The sequence below is a fragment of the Desulfuromonas acetoxidans DSM 684 genome (assembly GCF_000167355.1).
GTDB classification, from domain to species: domain Bacteria; phylum Desulfobacterota; class Desulfuromonadia; order Desulfuromonadales; family Desulfuromonadaceae; genus Desulfuromonas; species Desulfuromonas acetoxidans.
The window spans coordinates 164,977-180,821 of record NZ_AAEW02000005.1 but is presented as its reverse complement, the minus strand read 5'-3'; the positions used below and the strand labels follow the sequence as shown (position 1 = coordinate 180,821).

Here is a 15,845-nt window from a genome sequence, read left to right as displayed (position 1 = left end):
ATGACTCTTTACGATTTTGCCAGCCGCCATGACCTATGGCATCACGTTGAACAGGCTGTTGTTGGATTGGTCTCCGATACTGAGGCGTTTTTGAGCCGAATCCAGAGCGTTCCGATAAAAGCCAGTTCCGCTACCCGTTCCTTGGGGTGTTATTACTCGCGTGGTGGCGAGCCTCACTGTATTCGGCTGCAATTTGCTCAGGAGAGTGATGCTCTTCACCAGACGTTTCTTCATGAAGTGGCCCATCTGTGTGATCATCTCATGGCTTTTCAGGGTAAGGCTTATCGTGGTGGTCATGGTAAATCCTGGCAAGAATGGGCCAGAGCTTTGCAAGTCTCAGCACAGAGGTGCGGCCATAGTCCTGCTGTTGCTAAGTTGCATCAGCAACGGCTTAAAGTTGTTGCCGTGTGTGAGCGGTGTCAGGAGCCGATTTATCGTTTGCGGCGGTTACCGGCACGACGTCAGTACCGTCATGCGCGGTGTGGTGGGCGGTTGCGTCCGGTGTGAGAGTGTTGGTTTTCTTAAGGGTTGTCTTGCTATAAGATCAAAGTCAAGGTCGCCGGGTTTCGTCCCGGCAGCCCACGTCACGTGCGTATGAATATTGCGAACAAATGAAGCTCGCCAGAGCGATCCGTTTCGAATGACGAACCACTGAAGACCGAGGTCAAAGACCACTATTTCTCAAATTTATTGCGTTTTTCATCGCCGGTAATGTGCAGCCCGCAATGCAGGCAGTTACGGAAATACATGGGAATCATACCGTTCATGTGGAAGAACTGACCACAACTCGGACATTTTGAGAAAGCCACGACGTTGGCGGCAATGGTGACAAAAAACAGCCAGAATCCGAAGAAGATACCGGTAACCTTGTCGGAACCGGACATGTCCAGTACCACATAAATCATTGGCAGATAGACCGCGATCAGAATCCAGAAAATAAGACGGCGACGGCGCAGCACTTTCAGGCCCGCTTCGATTTCCGCTTTGCTGGGTTTGCGTGGTTCACTCATGAAACTTCGTCCTCCGTTTTATCGCATAAATTTCATATCAATACAGTACTGGTAAGAAGTCACTGATCTTAGCCTTTCTTGCCTTGATTCTCAATTGGCAAATCTCAGCGTGGGGAAATGGCCTGTTCCAGTCGCAGCATGGCTTCTTCCAGAGTGGATCGCGGACAGCCAAAGTTGAGTCGCATAAAGCGGTTGTCACCAAATGGTTCTCCAGCGGAGAATCCCAGTCCTGCCTGTTCAAAAAATGCCGGGCGATAATCCTCTAATGCACTGACATTGATCCAGGCGAGATAGGTGGCTTCCACGGGTTCCATCGTCAGCATCGGCAGTCGCTGGTTGATCTCTTTGAGCAAATAATCACGGTTGCCGCGCAGATACTCCAACAAGGCTTGTCGCCAGGGTTCCGCTTGGGTGAAAGCGGCCTGGGTTGCCGTATAACCGAGAGCATTGGGGTGGGGAATCATTCCCTGGGCAGCGTGGTTGAATTGGCGGCGCAGGGTCGGGTTGGGAATGATAGCAAAACCGCAGTTGAGCCCGGCAATGTTGAAGGTTTTTGCCGCCGACATCAGGGTCACGGTGCGCTGGGCAATCTCTTCACTTAAGCAGGCAAATGGGATGTGGCGAGTGTGATTGAGCACCAGATCACAGTGGATTTCATCGCTGCAAATGATCAGATTATGCTTGATGCACTGTTCAGCCAAGGCTGTGAGTTCCTGTTTCTCAAAGGCGCGACCGACAGGGTTGTGCGGGTGACACAGCAGGAGCAGACGGCTTTTGTCTGTAAGTTGATCGTCAAAGCGCTGCAGATCAAAAGTATAACGGCCGTGGTCGCGGGTTAACGGAATATCGCGGTGAGGGCGCTGACAGGTCTTTGGCGCACTGAGAAACGGCGGATAGACCGGGGAGAAGGTGACCACTTCCTGATCGGCTTCGGTGTAGGAAAGGCAGGCCGCATGAAGGGCTGGCACTAATCCGGGCAACCAGACCAGCCACTGTGGATCTATCGTCCAGTCGTAGCGTTGTTGTAGCCAGTTAACAACGCTGTCAGTGACCTTCTGCGTGGCCAGGGCATAGCCGAACACCCCGTGATCAATGCGCTGGTGCAGGGCGGTGAGCACTTCGGGCGGAGAGGTGAAGTCCATGTCAGCCACCCACATGGGCAGGATCTCTGGAGGATAAATCCCCCATTTGAGGCTGTCGCTGCCGTGTCGGTCGACAATCTGGTCAAAATCGAAAGGCTGAGTCATCAGGCGTCCTTGTGTTTGTGCCATAGGGTTACATCGCTTAGTTGCCACAAGGCACTGTAGCGGTGGCGATGCAACTTGCGGCTCAGAGTGTGGTGATCCATGAGATCAAAAGAAACTTTCAGGCGCTCGGCCAGTGCCTGCGGCCCGTGAACCGGTTCTCCGTCAATACGTTGTCCACCTATTTGGTTGTGTGGTTCAGTACGCTGGTCGTCCCAATCGTAGCTGCTGGCAATCACCACCACACCGCCCGGATTCAGGCGTGCAGACAGGCTGTCGAGAAACTTGCCCGGATCGTAGAGGCGTTCGAGAATCTGGCTGACAACAATCAGGTCGAAGCCGTGGTATTGCGGTTTGAGGTTGCACGGGTCAGCCTGCAGAAAAGAAACCTTGTCAGCAACGGAAGCCAGCCCTACACCCTCCAGTGTCACTTCATGATGGGAGATCAGTTCTCCCTCTTCAATCAGTTGGTAGCCGGTGTGACCGTTTTCAGCCATCTCCACGGCACGGCGGATCATATTGGCGGACAGGTCGATGCCGATCACTTCATCAAAAGCGTGTGCCAGTTCAAAGGTGCCGCGTCCAGCTTCACAACCCACCTGCAGGGCGCGTTTTCGGTTCTGCTGCGGCACTGCAGCGATGGCCAGCTCAGCCAGTTGCTGCATGAAGTTATTCTCTTTACTGCCGTAGTGGTCATGGCACAGTCGGGCTATGAGCGGATCGCTTTCCTTGCTCGGTGCCGCTTCGGTCAGGGGCTGATCCGAGGCGATATAGCGGAATCCGGCATGCTGATAAAAATGGCGCCGAAAGGCATAGCGTGCCTCACGGGTGGCTTCGTTGCCGGTGGAGATCCACGACCCGCCCTTGATCACATTGTGCAGACTGTCAAAGGTCGGAGTGGAAAAGTCATCATAATAGGGGTGGATACGAAAGCCGGGCAAACTGTCGACCGCGGTTTCCGTCCATTGCCAGACATTGCCGATGACATCACCGAAACCGTTGCGGGTAAAACGATCCACCGGACAACTGGATGCAGCCTGGTTGAGGTTGATATTTGCCGGGGTTGTTGCTTGGGCATGGCTGTAGCCCGGATTGACCTGGTCGTGCCAATGCAGCCACTCGGCTTCACTGGGCAGGCGTATAGGCTGACCACTCTGAGCTGTCTTCCAACTGCAGAATGCCTTGGCTTCGAGGTAATTCACTTCCACCGGCCAATTCCACGGCATCGGGCGTTCTGTAAGCATGGTTCGCAACCTGTAACCTTCATCTGTCTTGCGCCAGAAGCGCGGCATGGTGGCCTGTTGATACTGACACCAACGCCAGCCTTCATCGCTCCACCAACGTTGGTTGTGGTAGCCGTTTTGCTCGACGAAGGTGAGATATTCACCATTACTAACCAGGTACTGACTGACAGAAAACGGTTTAAGCGAAAACGATTGAGCGCCATATTCGCAGTCCCAACCGTAATAGGGTGAATCGATAGATCGTCCGATCGTGACCTCACCGCCAGGGACGTCACGCAGAGTGTTTTTCGGGGCATCGCCCTGATCTGCGGTACTCTGCCACAAGGAGGGCTCGCACAAAAGGTCCAGAGGCAGTTGGCGGATCAAGACCGACGACGTCTCCAGGTGAATGCGCTGATGTTCCATACCCATGACCAGCGCCCACCAGGGACTTTCCCAGGTGATGGGTAATTCGAGGGGCAGGGTGGTGATGAGTGCTTCAACCTGTTCTTTGACCTGCTGGCGATAGGTGCTCACTTCAGACGCTGTTGGCCAGTCGTAATGGGTTTCATCCAGATCATCCCACGACATCTCATCGACACCGATGGCAAAAATAGATTCAAAGCGCGGATTGATGCGCTGGTGGATCAGGCGGGCGACCACCAGTTTGTTGATGTAGAACGCTGGAGTGTGGCCGTAGTAAAAGATCAGCGGATGGCGTAACGGATCGGCGCGATGGTAAAAGCTCTCATTGTAACGCAAGGTATCGTACAAAGCCTCTTCAATGGCATACGTTTTACGAAAATACGCGTGAAGTTCTGCACGTTTCTCTTCGGCATTATCACCGGTCAGCGCAGGCATGGTAGTTGATTTCAGGGCAGGGTCGTGAGGGCGGTCAAGGTTGGTACGCTCAATCATGGTTACTCCTTTTGCCGTGCATATCAATTCAGGATATCTGCCAAGTATAACGTCGAAGTCGTTACGATGAAACCCTGCACTGTCTCGTGATTGACGGTGAGGTGCGTTGTGGTGTTGCTGTGGTAAACTGACACTTTCACCGGCGACTTCCTGTGGCCTCAATCTGCACCACGTTTTTTCCCTTTTTGGATGGCTTGATGTTTATTGACATTGTTGAAATTGTCTTACCGGTTTTTCTGGTGATCATTCTTGGCTGGTTTTTGCGCCGGATTCGCTTGATTGATGAAACGTTTCTGTTTCAGGTCAATCGGCTGGTTTATTACGTCTGCCTGCCGTTGCTGTTGTTTTACAAAATCGCTACGGCTGATTTTAGCCGTAATTTCAATGGTTCGGTTGTTTTTGCCACCATGACCTGTGTGGTTGTCGGTTTTGCCGTGTCTTATGCCTATGCGGCCTGGCGCAGTTATCCACCGATGAAACTCGGCACCTTTGCCCAGGGGTCGTTTCGTGGAAACCTCGCCTACATGGGGTTGGCCATTGTCTTTAATGCCCACGGTGATGAAGGATTGACCCGTGCCAGTGTGCTGATGGGATTTTTGGTGCCGTTGTACAATCTTCTGGCGGTCTCCGCGTTGCTGTTGCCGCATCGTCACAGTGGTCAAGGGAAAGGCTGGCGATTCTGGTCGATGCAGGTGATTGAAAACCCGCTGATTCTGGCGGCCTGTGGCGGTACCGCCTGGAGTTATTTTTCCTGGCCGCTGCCCATTGTGATTGATCGTGGGCTCCATATTGCCACCGGCATGACCTTACCGCTGGCCTTGTTGTCACTGGGCGGTGCGTTTTCGCTCAACCGTTTGCGCGGAGATCTGGTGTGCGCCGGTATGGCCATGGGCACCAAACTGTTGTGGATGCCGTTGCTTGCGTATCTATTATTACGTTATCTGGGTGTTTCCGGTCTTGATTTGCAGGTTGGCGTGCTCTTGTCGGCTGCACCAACGGCCATGGCCACCTTTATCATGGCGCAACAGATGAAAGGGGATGCCGAACTGGCTGGTTCCATTGTGGTGATGACAACCGCCATGTCCTCGCTTAGCTATACGCTGATTCTTTTTTTATTACGCAGCTATGCGTGAATGGATCGCAGGGTTTAAATGTATTCATGGATTAATTATCTCAACCACGTTGCGGGGTAAAGCTTTCTCCATTATTCTCAATAGTGAGTTTGGACGTTTTTAATCGGATCACGATGCTCTATGGCTGAGCGATATCCGACAGGCGGTGAGCAAGAAACGATCACGCTGTTTGTTTTGAACAACACGATCAACGTCATTCCTGACGAAAGACCCCCCAAAGGAGGAGACCATGAACAAAAAACTGATGAATTTGCTGTGGTTGGTTGTGGCGGCTTTGCTTGTACTGCCGGCGGGCAGTGCCTTTGCCGCCAAAAAACGTTTGGCGTTTTCCGGTGGACCGGACGGCGGTACATTTCAGTATTTTTCCAATGGCATGTCCACACGCCTGTCCAAAGACCTGGCTGATGTCGAAGTGACCAATATGGCTTCTGCCGGGTCTGTGGAAAATATCCGCCGGGTCAATTCTGGTGATGCGGATTTCGGCATTGCCTATTCCGGTGATACCTATCTGGCCCGTCACGGTAAGCTGCCAAAAGATCCTAACAATTATGCCAATGTTCACGCCATTGCCTATCTGTACGGTGCACCGGCTCATCTGGTCGTACTTGAAAAGAGTGGCATCACCAAAGTTGAAGATTTGAAAGGAAAACGTGTTGCTGTTGGCGGTGCCGGATCCGGTGCGGCGGCCTCGGCGCAACGTTATTTTACCTCGCTGGGGTTGTGGGATCAGATGAACGTCGAGTTTATCGGCTACAGTAAAGCCGCGTCCGCCATGGGCGACCGGCTGATTGACGCTATGTGGGTGTTTGCCGGTTTTCCCAATGCCTCGGTGATCCAGGCCGCTGCCAGTAATCGGGTGCGGGTTCTTTCCACGGTTTCAGCCGGAGAAAAAGCGGGATTCTTTACCACGTTTCCGTTTTACACTCAGGTGACTATTCCGGCAGGCACCTACAGCGGTGTCGATTATGATGTTACCACATTCCAGGATTCCGCTCTGTGGGTCGCCAATGCGTCACTCGATCCGCAACTGGTCTATGAAGCGACCAAGGATATTTTCTCGCCACGCTCACTGGCCTATTTGGTCAAGGTGAAGAGCACTGCCAAGGCCATGTCTGTTGAAGGTGCTCTGAGTGGTGTGGTCACGCCGGTCAGTCAAGGCGCTGCGAATTTCTGGAAGGAGAACGGCCTGACTCTCACGGATGCTCAAAAACCTTAACGGATTTTTTTACATCTCAGGCAGACTTGCAATGTCATGTGAGTCTGCCTGATGAGATTGGATGTGTTTTCCTTAAGAAATGAATGGAGCATCTATGGACGATAACGATCCGGTTTTGACAGAACTCAGCGATTCCGAGCAGGAACGCCTGCAGGAGCTCATGGAAAAAGACAATCGCAAGCACCGTGTTCCGACCGGGCTGTGGCATTGGATCGTTGCCGCACTGGGTGGTGGCATGGTGTTGTTTTATCTCTACACTGCCGGTCTGGCCGCTGTAGCGACCCAGTTTCATCGCGGTGTCTATGTGTTTGTCACCTATGTGCTGGTGTTTCTCATGTATCCTGCGGGTCGTCGTCCCATACGCGCTGTTCTGACATTTGTGATCAGTATCGTCTTCTGTTCCATGCTGGCAGTGGTTTTTTATTACGACACTGCGGCCGAGTTTCACCAACAACTGATGACGTTTTATGATCAGGCGGTGCAGGGTGGTCTTGGTGCGGCGCTAGCTGCCGGTATCGCCTTCTGGCCGCTGCTGGGATTGGTGCTGATTGTGGCTGCTGTGCTGTATGTTGTCGATGGCTGGTTGGCGCAGCGTTGGCCGGAAAATCCTAATCTGTCCGATGTTCTTTATGCCATGACATCAGCGTTGGTGGTGTATTACTGGATCGCCGAGTTTGAGAATCTCAACTACCGCGCCGGGGCGGAAAACGATCTCGATGCCCTGGTTTCACTGGTGGGGATTCTGTTGTCTCTGGAAGTGTGTCGTCGGGTACTGGGCTGGCCCATGACCTGTATCGGTATGGCGATGCTGGCCTATGGCTATTTTGGCCCCTATCTTCCCGATGTTCTGGCGCACCGTGGCTTTGATCTGGAACGGATGTGCACCTTTCTGTTCCTGACGCCCAATGGGGTCTTCGGTGTTATGGCCAACGTGTTGGCTACCTATGTCATCCTGTTTATCTTTTTCGGTGCCTTTCTGCATAAATCCGGTGCCGGAAAATTCTTCATTGATCTGCCTTTGGCCGTTGCCGGCCGCTCGACCGGTGGTCCGGCCAAGGTCGCGGTCATTGCTTCGGCACTGTTCGGTTCCGTTTCCGGTTCGGCCATTGCCAATACCGTGTCTACGGGTGCCTTTACCATACCGTTGATGAAGAAGGCCGGGTTCAAACCTCATGTTGCCGGGGCGATTGAACCGTCGGCATCCATTGGTGGGATGTTTCTGCCGCCGATCATGGGCGCTGGTGGTTTCCTGATGGCCGAACTGACCAACACCCCCTATGCCACCATCATGATGATCGCTGTGGCACCGGCACTGCTCTATTTCTTTTCGGTGTTCTGTATGATCCATTTTGAAGCCCGCAAGCAGGGGCTTAAAGGGATCAAAGGACATGAGTTTGAACACTGGAAAGTGGTGTTGAAACGGGAGTGGTATTTCTCTTTGCCGTTGGTGATTATCACCGTGCTGATGATCATGGGGCGCTCGCCGGGGTTCTCGGCATTTTGGGCGACACTGTGTTGTATTGGTGTCAGTTGGGTGCGCGCAGAGACGCGCATGGGGCCAAAAGAGATCTGGGAGGCCATCCAGACTGGCGCTCAGAATACCCTGATCATTGGCGCCACCCTGGGGGTGATCGGCATCATTGTCGGTATTATTGCTTTGACTGGCGTCGGCCTGAAGTTCTCCGACATCATTATCTCTCTGGCACAGGGGAACTTACTGGCTGCAGTGTTTCTTGTTGCGCTGGCATCTCTGGTGCTCGGCATGGGCGTGCCGGTAACCGCCGCCTATCTGATTACCGCAGTACTGGCGGTGCCGCCGTTGGTGGAGATGGGCGTGCCGGTGCTGGCAGCCCACATGATCGTTTATTGGTTCAGCCAGGATTCCAACATCACGCCGCCGGTGTGTGTGGCGGCCTATGCCGGGGCCGCGATTGCCGGAGCTGATCCGTGGAAAACCGGCTGGACCTCGTTTAAATTTGCCAAACTGCTCTATGTCATGCCGATTTTGTTCGCCTTTACTCCGGCGATTCTGTTTCAGGGTAAACCCGCGGACATCACCATGGGACCGTTGCCGGGTGATGTTTTTTTTGCAGATGTTACTCAAGTGGATGTGAAAGCCGGTGATTCGTTTGAGGTGGGGGACAAGCTGTTTGAGATCCGAACCGATGAAGGAACGTTTCCCGTTGTTGCAGACAAGCGCGGTGTCATTGATGAGCTCAATGTTCGTGTCGGAGGCATGATCGAAGAGGGCGACCCGGTATTGAGTGGTGGCATTCCGGCCACTGGACTGGCGGTCACATCGAGTCTGTTTTCAGCGTTTCTCGGCACCATCGCTTTTTCGGCCCTGACCATGTTTTACTGGCTGCGGCGCACCACCTGGTTGGAATGGTTTGCCCTTGGTGCGGCGACCATATTGTTGTACTGGCCGACGCTGGTGACGGATCTGTCCGGCGCAGCGATTGTGGCAGTCATTCTCTGGTCGCAGAACCGTAAAAATCTGCAACAAACTGCTGCTGCAACATAACCAGAGAATTCCTTGATTTTTTCAAAGTGGATGGTTAGTCTGTGCCTCCCGAACAAAGAATTTTATCATCTCAACAGGAGGGAATATGGACGTCCATCCCCGCATCGAAAATGCCATTGCCCAGGTGGTTCAGGAACAGATTGATACCAATGAGCCGCCCGAGGTGACCGAAACACTGGTTCGTCTGGTTAATGAAGGCTACCCTGAGCCGGAAGCGCGTGAGCTGATTGGCTGTGTGGTGATTTCTGAGGTGTTTGATGTGCTGAAAAGTGGCGAATCGTTTGATTTGCAGCGTTATGTTGCTGCTTTGAATCGGCTTCCTGAGTTGCCTGAGGCAAAGCTGTAAGGCTACCCCTTCTCCTGCTGCAAACCTCATCCTTGTACGTGACGTGTTACCTACGTGATGTGGGCTGTCGCGCCCACAGGTCGAACCACATTAGCGTCGAACTAGTAGCTTGAAATCTCACGGTATCTATCGGGGTGAATCCGGGTGGTCATAACCTTGCGTTAAACAAAGAACGCCGCATGGTTGGAGGTGAACTGCGGTGGATCGCGGCGCAAGATTTCCGCAATGAGCGGTTCTTTCTTAATCCGTTTGTCGATGAAACGACGCACCTCGCCACGATTCCAGCCTTTAGGATGGTCAAAATCACTATAAAGACTCAAATCCCCCTGATAAAACGGGCGTAAATCCAGACGTTGAGCATCCGGGCTGTTGGTTGGCAGGTTGAAGATCGCCAGATTCAAAAAGCCGATGGCCTCATGGTTGCGACAGATAAATTGGCGGGTTGCTTCTGCCGCGTCAAGATTTTCCGTCGGCGTGCCGAACAGCAGATAGACGTAGGTTGCGATGCCCGCCAGCTTGAGGCTGTTCAGCACCCGTTCCGTCAGCTCGACGGTGACACCTTTGTCCATGCTTTCCAGAACCTGATTATCGCCCGATTCCACGCCCAGCTTGATCATGATACAACCGGATTGTCGCAACGCCCGGCAATAGTCGGGATCTGCTAATTGTTTGCTGATTCGGGCAAAGCCGTACCAGGGGGCGGGCAGAGGCTGGGCCATCAGCGCATTGATCAGCGCCGGGCTAATCGCGTTGTCCAGCAGATGAACCAGTCCCGGTTGCCATTCGCTGCACAAGTGATGGAGTTGCTCAACAATGGTGGACACGGTCAAAGGGTGATAGGGATTTTGTTCGGCGCGTTCCGGGCAAAAGGTGCAGCGGTTCCAGTAACAGCCGCGGGATGTTGCTAGAGGAAGAATCGGAGACGGTGACCAGTAGTGCTCCAACGGCAGGACTGAATAGTCCGGTGGGGCGGTCAGGTTTTGCTGGGGATGAACACCGAGCAGTTTCAGCAACGCGGCTTCACCAGGGCCATCGACACAGTGATCAATGCAGCTTTTAAAAGGGTTTTGCCAGTTCGGATGGCGCATCCAGGATGTCATCAAACCGCCACCGACAATGATAGTCACTTGTGGAGCGATTTTTTTCAACAGGCCGATCATGGCAAAGGTTGGAACCGCCTGACTCATAAAATTGAGAGAAATGCCGATGAATTGCGGTGCGTTTTCTTCCAGAGCCTGGGGCAAGCGGTTCATAAAATAGTCATGGAAAGGACTCTGCTCCGGGTGTTCCACTGCGGCCAGCAGATCGTCACTGCGCACGCAGGAAAAGCTGCTGTCGGTATAGTTGCTCAACGTCATGGCCGCCTGTTGGCTGCTCTGATTAAGGGCGCGATTGAGATCGGCAACACAGCGTTGATAACGGGAAAACGTGTGATACAGTGCAGGCTGGCGGATGGTTTCAAGGTTACTCGACGCATGTTTTTTCGCCCGCCGTGTCCAGGTGTCATCACTAACGGCAGGGGCTTGAATGAGATGCTCCTGCGCTTCAAGGTTGCAGTCAATCACCTGACAGCTCTGCCCATGGGCGCGCAGAACTCCGGCCAGGAGAGCGAGACCCGCCGGTGGCTCACAGGCTTTGGCGATGGGAGGGTGGATGAGCAGCATGTGTTGTGGTGAGATCCTGTGTCAGCAGAGGAAAGATTTTGTGTAGCGTTCCTGGCAGGGCTCTGTCAATATTAAAATCGTGTTGAAGGTGATGTGTCAGTGCTGGTTAAAAGTCTTTTTTCCGGACTGGTTTCGCAAGGCGTTTCTGGTAAAAGGCACGCCAGTCCTCCCATCAGCAGGTCGAAAGACCAGGTCCTGTGGTTCGCAGGTCACGTGCACTGAAAGCATTCGCTGATGCGAGGAATGTTGGATGATGAACAGGAGGGGACAAATGAAACGAAATTATTGGTTTGCAGCCGTTATCACTGTCGTGATCAGCCTCAGTACCGGTTGTGTTGAGGTTACTGAATCCCCATTGCTCAGCAGCTTGCTCACCTCGACAACCACGGCCAGCGCCCTTGACGAATCCACCGTTGCCTCAGGGCTCAAAGAAGCCCTGCGGGTCGGCAGTGAACGCGCAGTCTCTTTGACCTCGGCTGAGGACGGCTTTCTCGGAAATTCCCTGATCCGTATTGCCATGCCTGAGTCGTTACAGAAGGTCTCCACCACATTACGCAGTGTCGGTATGGACTCGTATGTTGATGAGTTTGAAGTGGCCATGAACCGCGCTGCAGAGAGTGCTTCCGGCGAAGCCAAAGGGGTGTTCTGGGAGGCTATCACATCGATGACTCTGACTGATGCCATGGGGGTTTTGCAGGGGGATGATACGGCGGCCACGGATTATTTCCGCGAAAAGACCTCCACTCAACTGTCTGAAAAATTCAAGCCCATTGTCCAGGATAAAATGGCTGAAGTTGGCGTATATGGCTATTACACGACGCTGGTAAATGCTTACAATGCCTTACCGTTTACGTCTAAGCCGCAATTTGACCTTGAGCAGTATATTGTTGATGAAGCTCAGGATGGCGTGTTCACCATGCTGGCGACTGAGGAGGTCAAGATTCGTCGGGACCCAGCCAAACGCACAACCGAACTGCTGAAAACAGTTTTTGCAGCGCAGGACTGACCACAGGTATGCAACCATTGTCCCCCCTGTTAACCGAAGTACAACATCATCTGCCCGCCAACGGTGAAAGTCGGCGGTTGTTTTATGGCCGTGGGCAATGTTTTTCCGGTTACGACGATGTGGTCATTGATTACCACCCGCATCTGATCCTGATCTGCCTGTATCGGCAGCGCGATGCCGCGTGGCTTGAGGCGATGGCTGCCGAATTGCGTGAGCTGATTGCTGACGCACGTTGTGTGGTGGTGCAGTATCGTTATCAACAGGGCTGCCCGGTCAGGGTGGTGTCAGGTGAGGCTCCGGATCAGCCTGAGGCGCTCGAGGATGGCCTGCGATACCATCTTCAGCTTGATCGCGGGCAGAACCTTGGTTTTTTTCCGGATATGGCTTTTGGTCGCCGTCTAGTTCGTCAACGGGCTCAAGGCAAAAAGGTGCTCAACCTGTTTGCCTATACCTGTTCCTTTTCTATCGCGGCATTGGCGGGGGGCGCCAGGAATGTGTGTAATGTTGATATGAGTCGCAGTGCGTTAGAGCTTGGCCGCGCCAATCACCTGCTTAACGGTTATGACTTGCGCGATGCCAGTTTCGTAGCTGTAGAGGTCTTTCGCAGTAACAGCCGCATGCGTAAACTGGCTCCTTTTGACCTGATTGTCTGTGATCCTCCTGCCCAGCAAGGGCGCAGTTTCACAGCCCAGACCCATTGGCCGAAGTTGTTGCAGCGTCTTCCCAGCTGGGTTGTTCCCGGTGGCGAGCTGATGCTTTGCCTCAATGGCCCCCATGTTGAAGAATCTTTTCTTGAGGACTTACTTGCTTCGTATCTGCCTTGCGCGGAGCTGTTGGGCTGCCTGGACTCAGGAGAGGACTTTCCCGAAAAAAAACCGCACTGTAAAACCCGCCTTTATCATCTTCGATATCATTCCTGATTATTTATTACTCGCAAAAGCTATTTAAAAAAATAGTAAGTTGTTTTATTTACCATAACCGAATGATCCATGGCTAATAATTAGAGCCCGTAGTGTATACATTGTGTCACATATTGGTTCATTGTGTCTCTTAAGTGCTTGCTATGTTGTTCCATTATGGTTCAGTTTTGGTTTTGCACTGAGCCAATTTTGTAAAAATGTATACTAAACCCCTGTTTTATCTTGATGTGATGTTTTTGGCATGAACATGGCTAAGAAGCCTTTCAAGTTTTGCAACGATGTAAACATCGTTCTTTTTTATGCCAAGGGAGAGGCGGCGTCATGAATTAAGTGTTAATTCATGGTGTCAAAATGTCACATCAATCAAAATGGGAGAAAGTATGCGTAAATTGTTTTGGGGGGTAGTTTGTGGAGCGGCCATCTTTATGTTGAGTGGACAAGCAGCTTTTGCTGCCCTTACACTCTATGAAGCGGATGCCACAACATTCAGCGTTGATGGATCGTTCAACACGTTTTATGTCCATAGTGACAGTGATAAAAATGCGGCAATGGAAGCCATTGCCGGCTCTGACCGGGAACAGTCCCGGGTGAAAATGGGCTTTTTGCCGAACTGGATCGGCTTCAATTTCAGCAAGCAGATCGGTGATCTGAAATTGGGTGGCCGTGCATCCTTCTGGGTGACGATTAATGACAGCGATAATAATGTGACCGAATCCGGTATCGACACTCGTCAGTTTTACGGCACGATCGACGGCAGTTGGGGCCAGGTTCTGATCGGTAAGGATTTCACAATTTTCAACCGCTCCAACATCTTTCTCGATGAAATTTTGCTTGGTTACGGTAATGTCAGCGATGCCATGGGCCTGATCGATGGCAACGGGGTTTCCTTTGGAAATATCGGTACCGGTTATACCTACCCGTTCCCCTCGGCTCAGATCACCTATCGTTCGCCGGAAGTTGCTGGTTTTAAATTGACCATTGGCGTTGTCGATCCGTCACGCACTGCCGCCGGTGGTGAAGAACATGCACCGCGTTTCGAAGGTGAATTGACCTACAATTACACCTACAAGCAAGGTGGCATCACCGCGTGGACCGGCTTTTTAACCCAGTCTTCTGAAAACGAGGACAACGAGATCGATACTAACGGAGTTTCCTACGGGATCCGTGCCAGTTTTTCCGGTCTGGCTCTCCATGCTTCCGGCTATCAGGCGAGTGGCCTTGGTTTTGAACTCGGTGCCGGTGCTGATACGACGCTGGGGCTGCCGGTTGTTGATGCCAATGGAGATGAACTGGACTCTGAGGGCTATCTGCTTCAGGCTGCATACACACTCGGTGCGTTCCGCTTTGTCGGATCGTATGGCGAGAGTGAGCTTGATGGCGATGTCGGCGTCGAGGACTGGGAAAATGAAACTAAAACCGGTGCCATCTTCTATACGGTCAATGAGGGATTGAAGCTGGTTGGTGAATACAACATCAACGAGATTTCGATCGGCAATGCTGAAGAGGAGACTAAAACAATCGCTCTGGGCGCTATTGTCAGTTTCTAAAGGTTAGGGCAGGCTTTTTTCAACATTGAGAAGCCTGCCTTATTTTTTTCATGATATCGGGTGTGAGGTTTTTATGAAAAAACTGGCCGTTTTATGGAGCGTTGCTCTGCTGCTGTTAACTGCGTGTGCCAGTGTGCAGTTGGGACAGACTTCTGTTGTAAAACAGTACCATCACGCGGTTGTTCTTGGGCAACAGGCGGATCAGGCTTTTGCCCATCCACATCATCTGCAATTGGATGCAGTGAAAGACCTTTTGGCGCAACTGGTCTATGTTGGTGCAGCGGGGATTGCCAACGAAGAGACACCCATGGCGGTATTTCAATCGGCGGAAATTGAACGACTTGCACCGTCGTTGCAGCAAGCTCTTCAGCACGCGTCACCACAGCAATGGGTGCGTTTTGTCTCTTTTGGCCAGCAACAGGGGGTTCTGTTCAGCAACAGCCGCAAAACCGAAGGGGTGGTGTTTATTGATTCCGACAATAACGTAAACATTGCCTTTAGTTACATCAATGCCAAGCGGGCACCGAGTGAAACCTCTGCCATCTATCATCAATTTGCCAAGCTGAGCCCTCTTGAAGTTGCTGGAACCGAAACTCCGCTGGTTGTTGAAAACGCCGGATTACACCTAAAAAAAATGGCTGATGGCAGTCAGGTGTGCATGTGGCTTGAAGTGGATATGGAAACCTTTGAAGACCATCTTGATGTCGAAGACCAGTATGTTCCTGTTGCCCCGCCCAAAACGACACTTTCTTTGCCACTCAATGCGACGCATAAGCCAGACAGGGGTGAGACGAGTGTGCCAGCCATAACCCCACGCCAACAGCAACAGGCGATCAAGCAGCAGCTTAAATTTTTAAAAAGCCTGTTTGAGGATGGATTGATTTCTAGCAAAGAGTATGAAGAAGAAAAAGCAAAAGTTTTGGCCAAGATGAATCAATGAATTCTTGACTGTCCTGTGACGTTTTAATCTCAGAAGTTTTGTATAATATTAGTCCTTTGCATATCTGTAAGGGGCTTTTTTGTTTAATGTTTCTCACAAAACAACGCTTGTTATTTAGTGAACAGGGCTGCTAACGTGTAAATGTAATTAAATG

General features: G+C 52.1%; 13 protein-coding genes. 9 read left to right on the top strand and 4 right to left on the bottom strand.

Annotated elements, in window-relative coordinates:
* Window positions 1–507 (top strand): SprT-like domain-containing protein, encoded by a 507-nt coding sequence (locus DACE_RS05500; protein WP_005999082.1) that lies wholly within the window; start codon window positions 1–3, stop codon window positions 505–507.
* Between the two features lie 167 nt (window positions 508–674).
* Here DACE_RS05500 and DACE_RS05495 read toward each other — a convergent pair whose 3' ends face one another.
* The 3 genes from DACE_RS05495 to ovoA all read right to left on the bottom strand — a co-directional run bounded on the left by DACE_RS05495 (window position 675) and on the right by ovoA (window position 4,395).
* Window positions 675–1,010 carry a hypothetical protein gene (locus DACE_RS05495; RefSeq protein WP_005999080.1) on the bottom strand — a complete coding sequence of 112 codons (336 nt, stop codon included), beginning with the start codon at window positions 1,008–1,010 and terminating at the stop codon, window positions 675–677.
* A 104-nt stretch (window positions 1,011–1,114) separates the two neighbouring features.
* Entirely contained in the window at window positions 1,115–2,257 is a 1,143-nt protein-coding gene (locus DACE_RS05490) for a pyridoxal phosphate-dependent aminotransferase (RefSeq protein ID WP_005999078.1), read from the bottom strand.
* Window positions 2,257–4,395, bottom strand: coding sequence for a 5-histidylcysteine sulfoxide synthase (ovoA, locus tag DACE_RS05485; RefSeq protein ID WP_005999076.1), 2,139 nt, complete (start codon window positions 4,393–4,395; stop codon window positions 2,257–2,259). The genes DACE_RS05490 and ovoA overlap by 1 nt, the downstream gene beginning before the upstream one ends.
* 197 nt (window positions 4,396–4,592) lie before the next feature.
* Between ovoA and DACE_RS05480 the strand changes: the two genes are divergently transcribed.
* The 4 genes from DACE_RS05480 (at window position 4,593) to DACE_RS05465 (ending at window position 9,614) form a co-directional block, all read left to right on the top strand.
* Window positions 4,593–5,528, top strand: coding sequence for an AEC family transporter (locus DACE_RS05480; protein ID WP_005999074.1), 936 nt, complete (start codon window positions 4,593–4,595; stop codon window positions 5,526–5,528).
* Between the two features lie 229 nt (window positions 5,529–5,757).
* Window positions 5,758–6,744 carry a TAXI family TRAP transporter solute-binding subunit gene (locus DACE_RS05475; RefSeq protein WP_005999072.1) on the top strand — a complete coding sequence of 329 codons (987 nt, stop codon included), beginning with the start codon at window positions 5,758–5,760 and terminating at the stop codon, window positions 6,742–6,744.
* A gap of 94 nt (window positions 6,745–6,838) precedes the next feature.
* The gene (locus DACE_RS05470; RefSeq protein WP_005999070.1) at window positions 6,839–9,268 is read left to right on the top strand and encodes a TRAP transporter fused permease subunit; all 2,430 of its coding nucleotides are present in this window, start codon (window positions 6,839–6,841) and stop codon (window positions 9,266–9,268) included.
* A gap of 85 nt (window positions 9,269–9,353) precedes the next feature.
* On the top strand, window positions 9,354–9,614 hold the full coding sequence (locus DACE_RS05465; RefSeq protein WP_005999066.1) for a hypothetical protein: 261 nt from the start codon (window positions 9,354–9,356) through the stop codon (window positions 9,612–9,614).
* 161 nt (window positions 9,615–9,775) lie between these two features.
* On the opposite strand, the gene DACE_RS05460 is transcribed toward DACE_RS05465, so the two are convergent.
* Entirely contained in the window at window positions 9,776–11,278 is a 1,503-nt protein-coding gene (locus DACE_RS05460) for a B12-binding domain-containing radical SAM protein (RefSeq protein ID WP_005999063.1), read from the bottom strand.
* A gap of 271 nt (window positions 11,279–11,549) precedes the next feature.
* Here DACE_RS05460 and DACE_RS05455 point away from each other — a divergent pair, with 271 nt between their 5' ends.
* The 4 genes from DACE_RS05455 to DACE_RS05440 all read left to right on the top strand — a co-directional run bounded on the left by DACE_RS05455 (window position 11,550) and on the right by DACE_RS05440 (window position 15,691).
* A complete protein-coding gene (locus DACE_RS05455; protein ID WP_005999061.1) occupies window positions 11,550–12,284 on the top strand; it encodes a DUF4197 domain-containing protein in 735 nt (244 codons plus the stop codon).
* Between the two features lie 8 nt (window positions 12,285–12,292).
* The gene (locus tag DACE_RS05450) at window positions 12,293–13,204 is read left to right on the top strand and encodes a class I SAM-dependent methyltransferase (RefSeq protein WP_005999060.1); all 912 of its coding nucleotides are present in this window, start codon (window positions 12,293–12,295) and stop codon (window positions 13,202–13,204) included.
* A gap of 380 nt (window positions 13,205–13,584) precedes the next feature.
* The gene (locus DACE_RS05445) at window positions 13,585–14,751 is read left to right on the top strand and encodes a porin (protein ID WP_005999058.1); all 1,167 of its coding nucleotides are present in this window, start codon (window positions 13,585–13,587) and stop codon (window positions 14,749–14,751) included.
* A gap of 73 nt (window positions 14,752–14,824) precedes the next feature.
* Complete coding sequence (locus tag DACE_RS05440) at window positions 14,825–15,691, top strand: SHOCT domain-containing protein (RefSeq protein WP_005999056.1); 867 nt, start codon at window positions 14,825–14,827, stop codon at window positions 15,689–15,691.
* Window positions 15,692–15,845 lie beyond the last annotated feature (154 nt).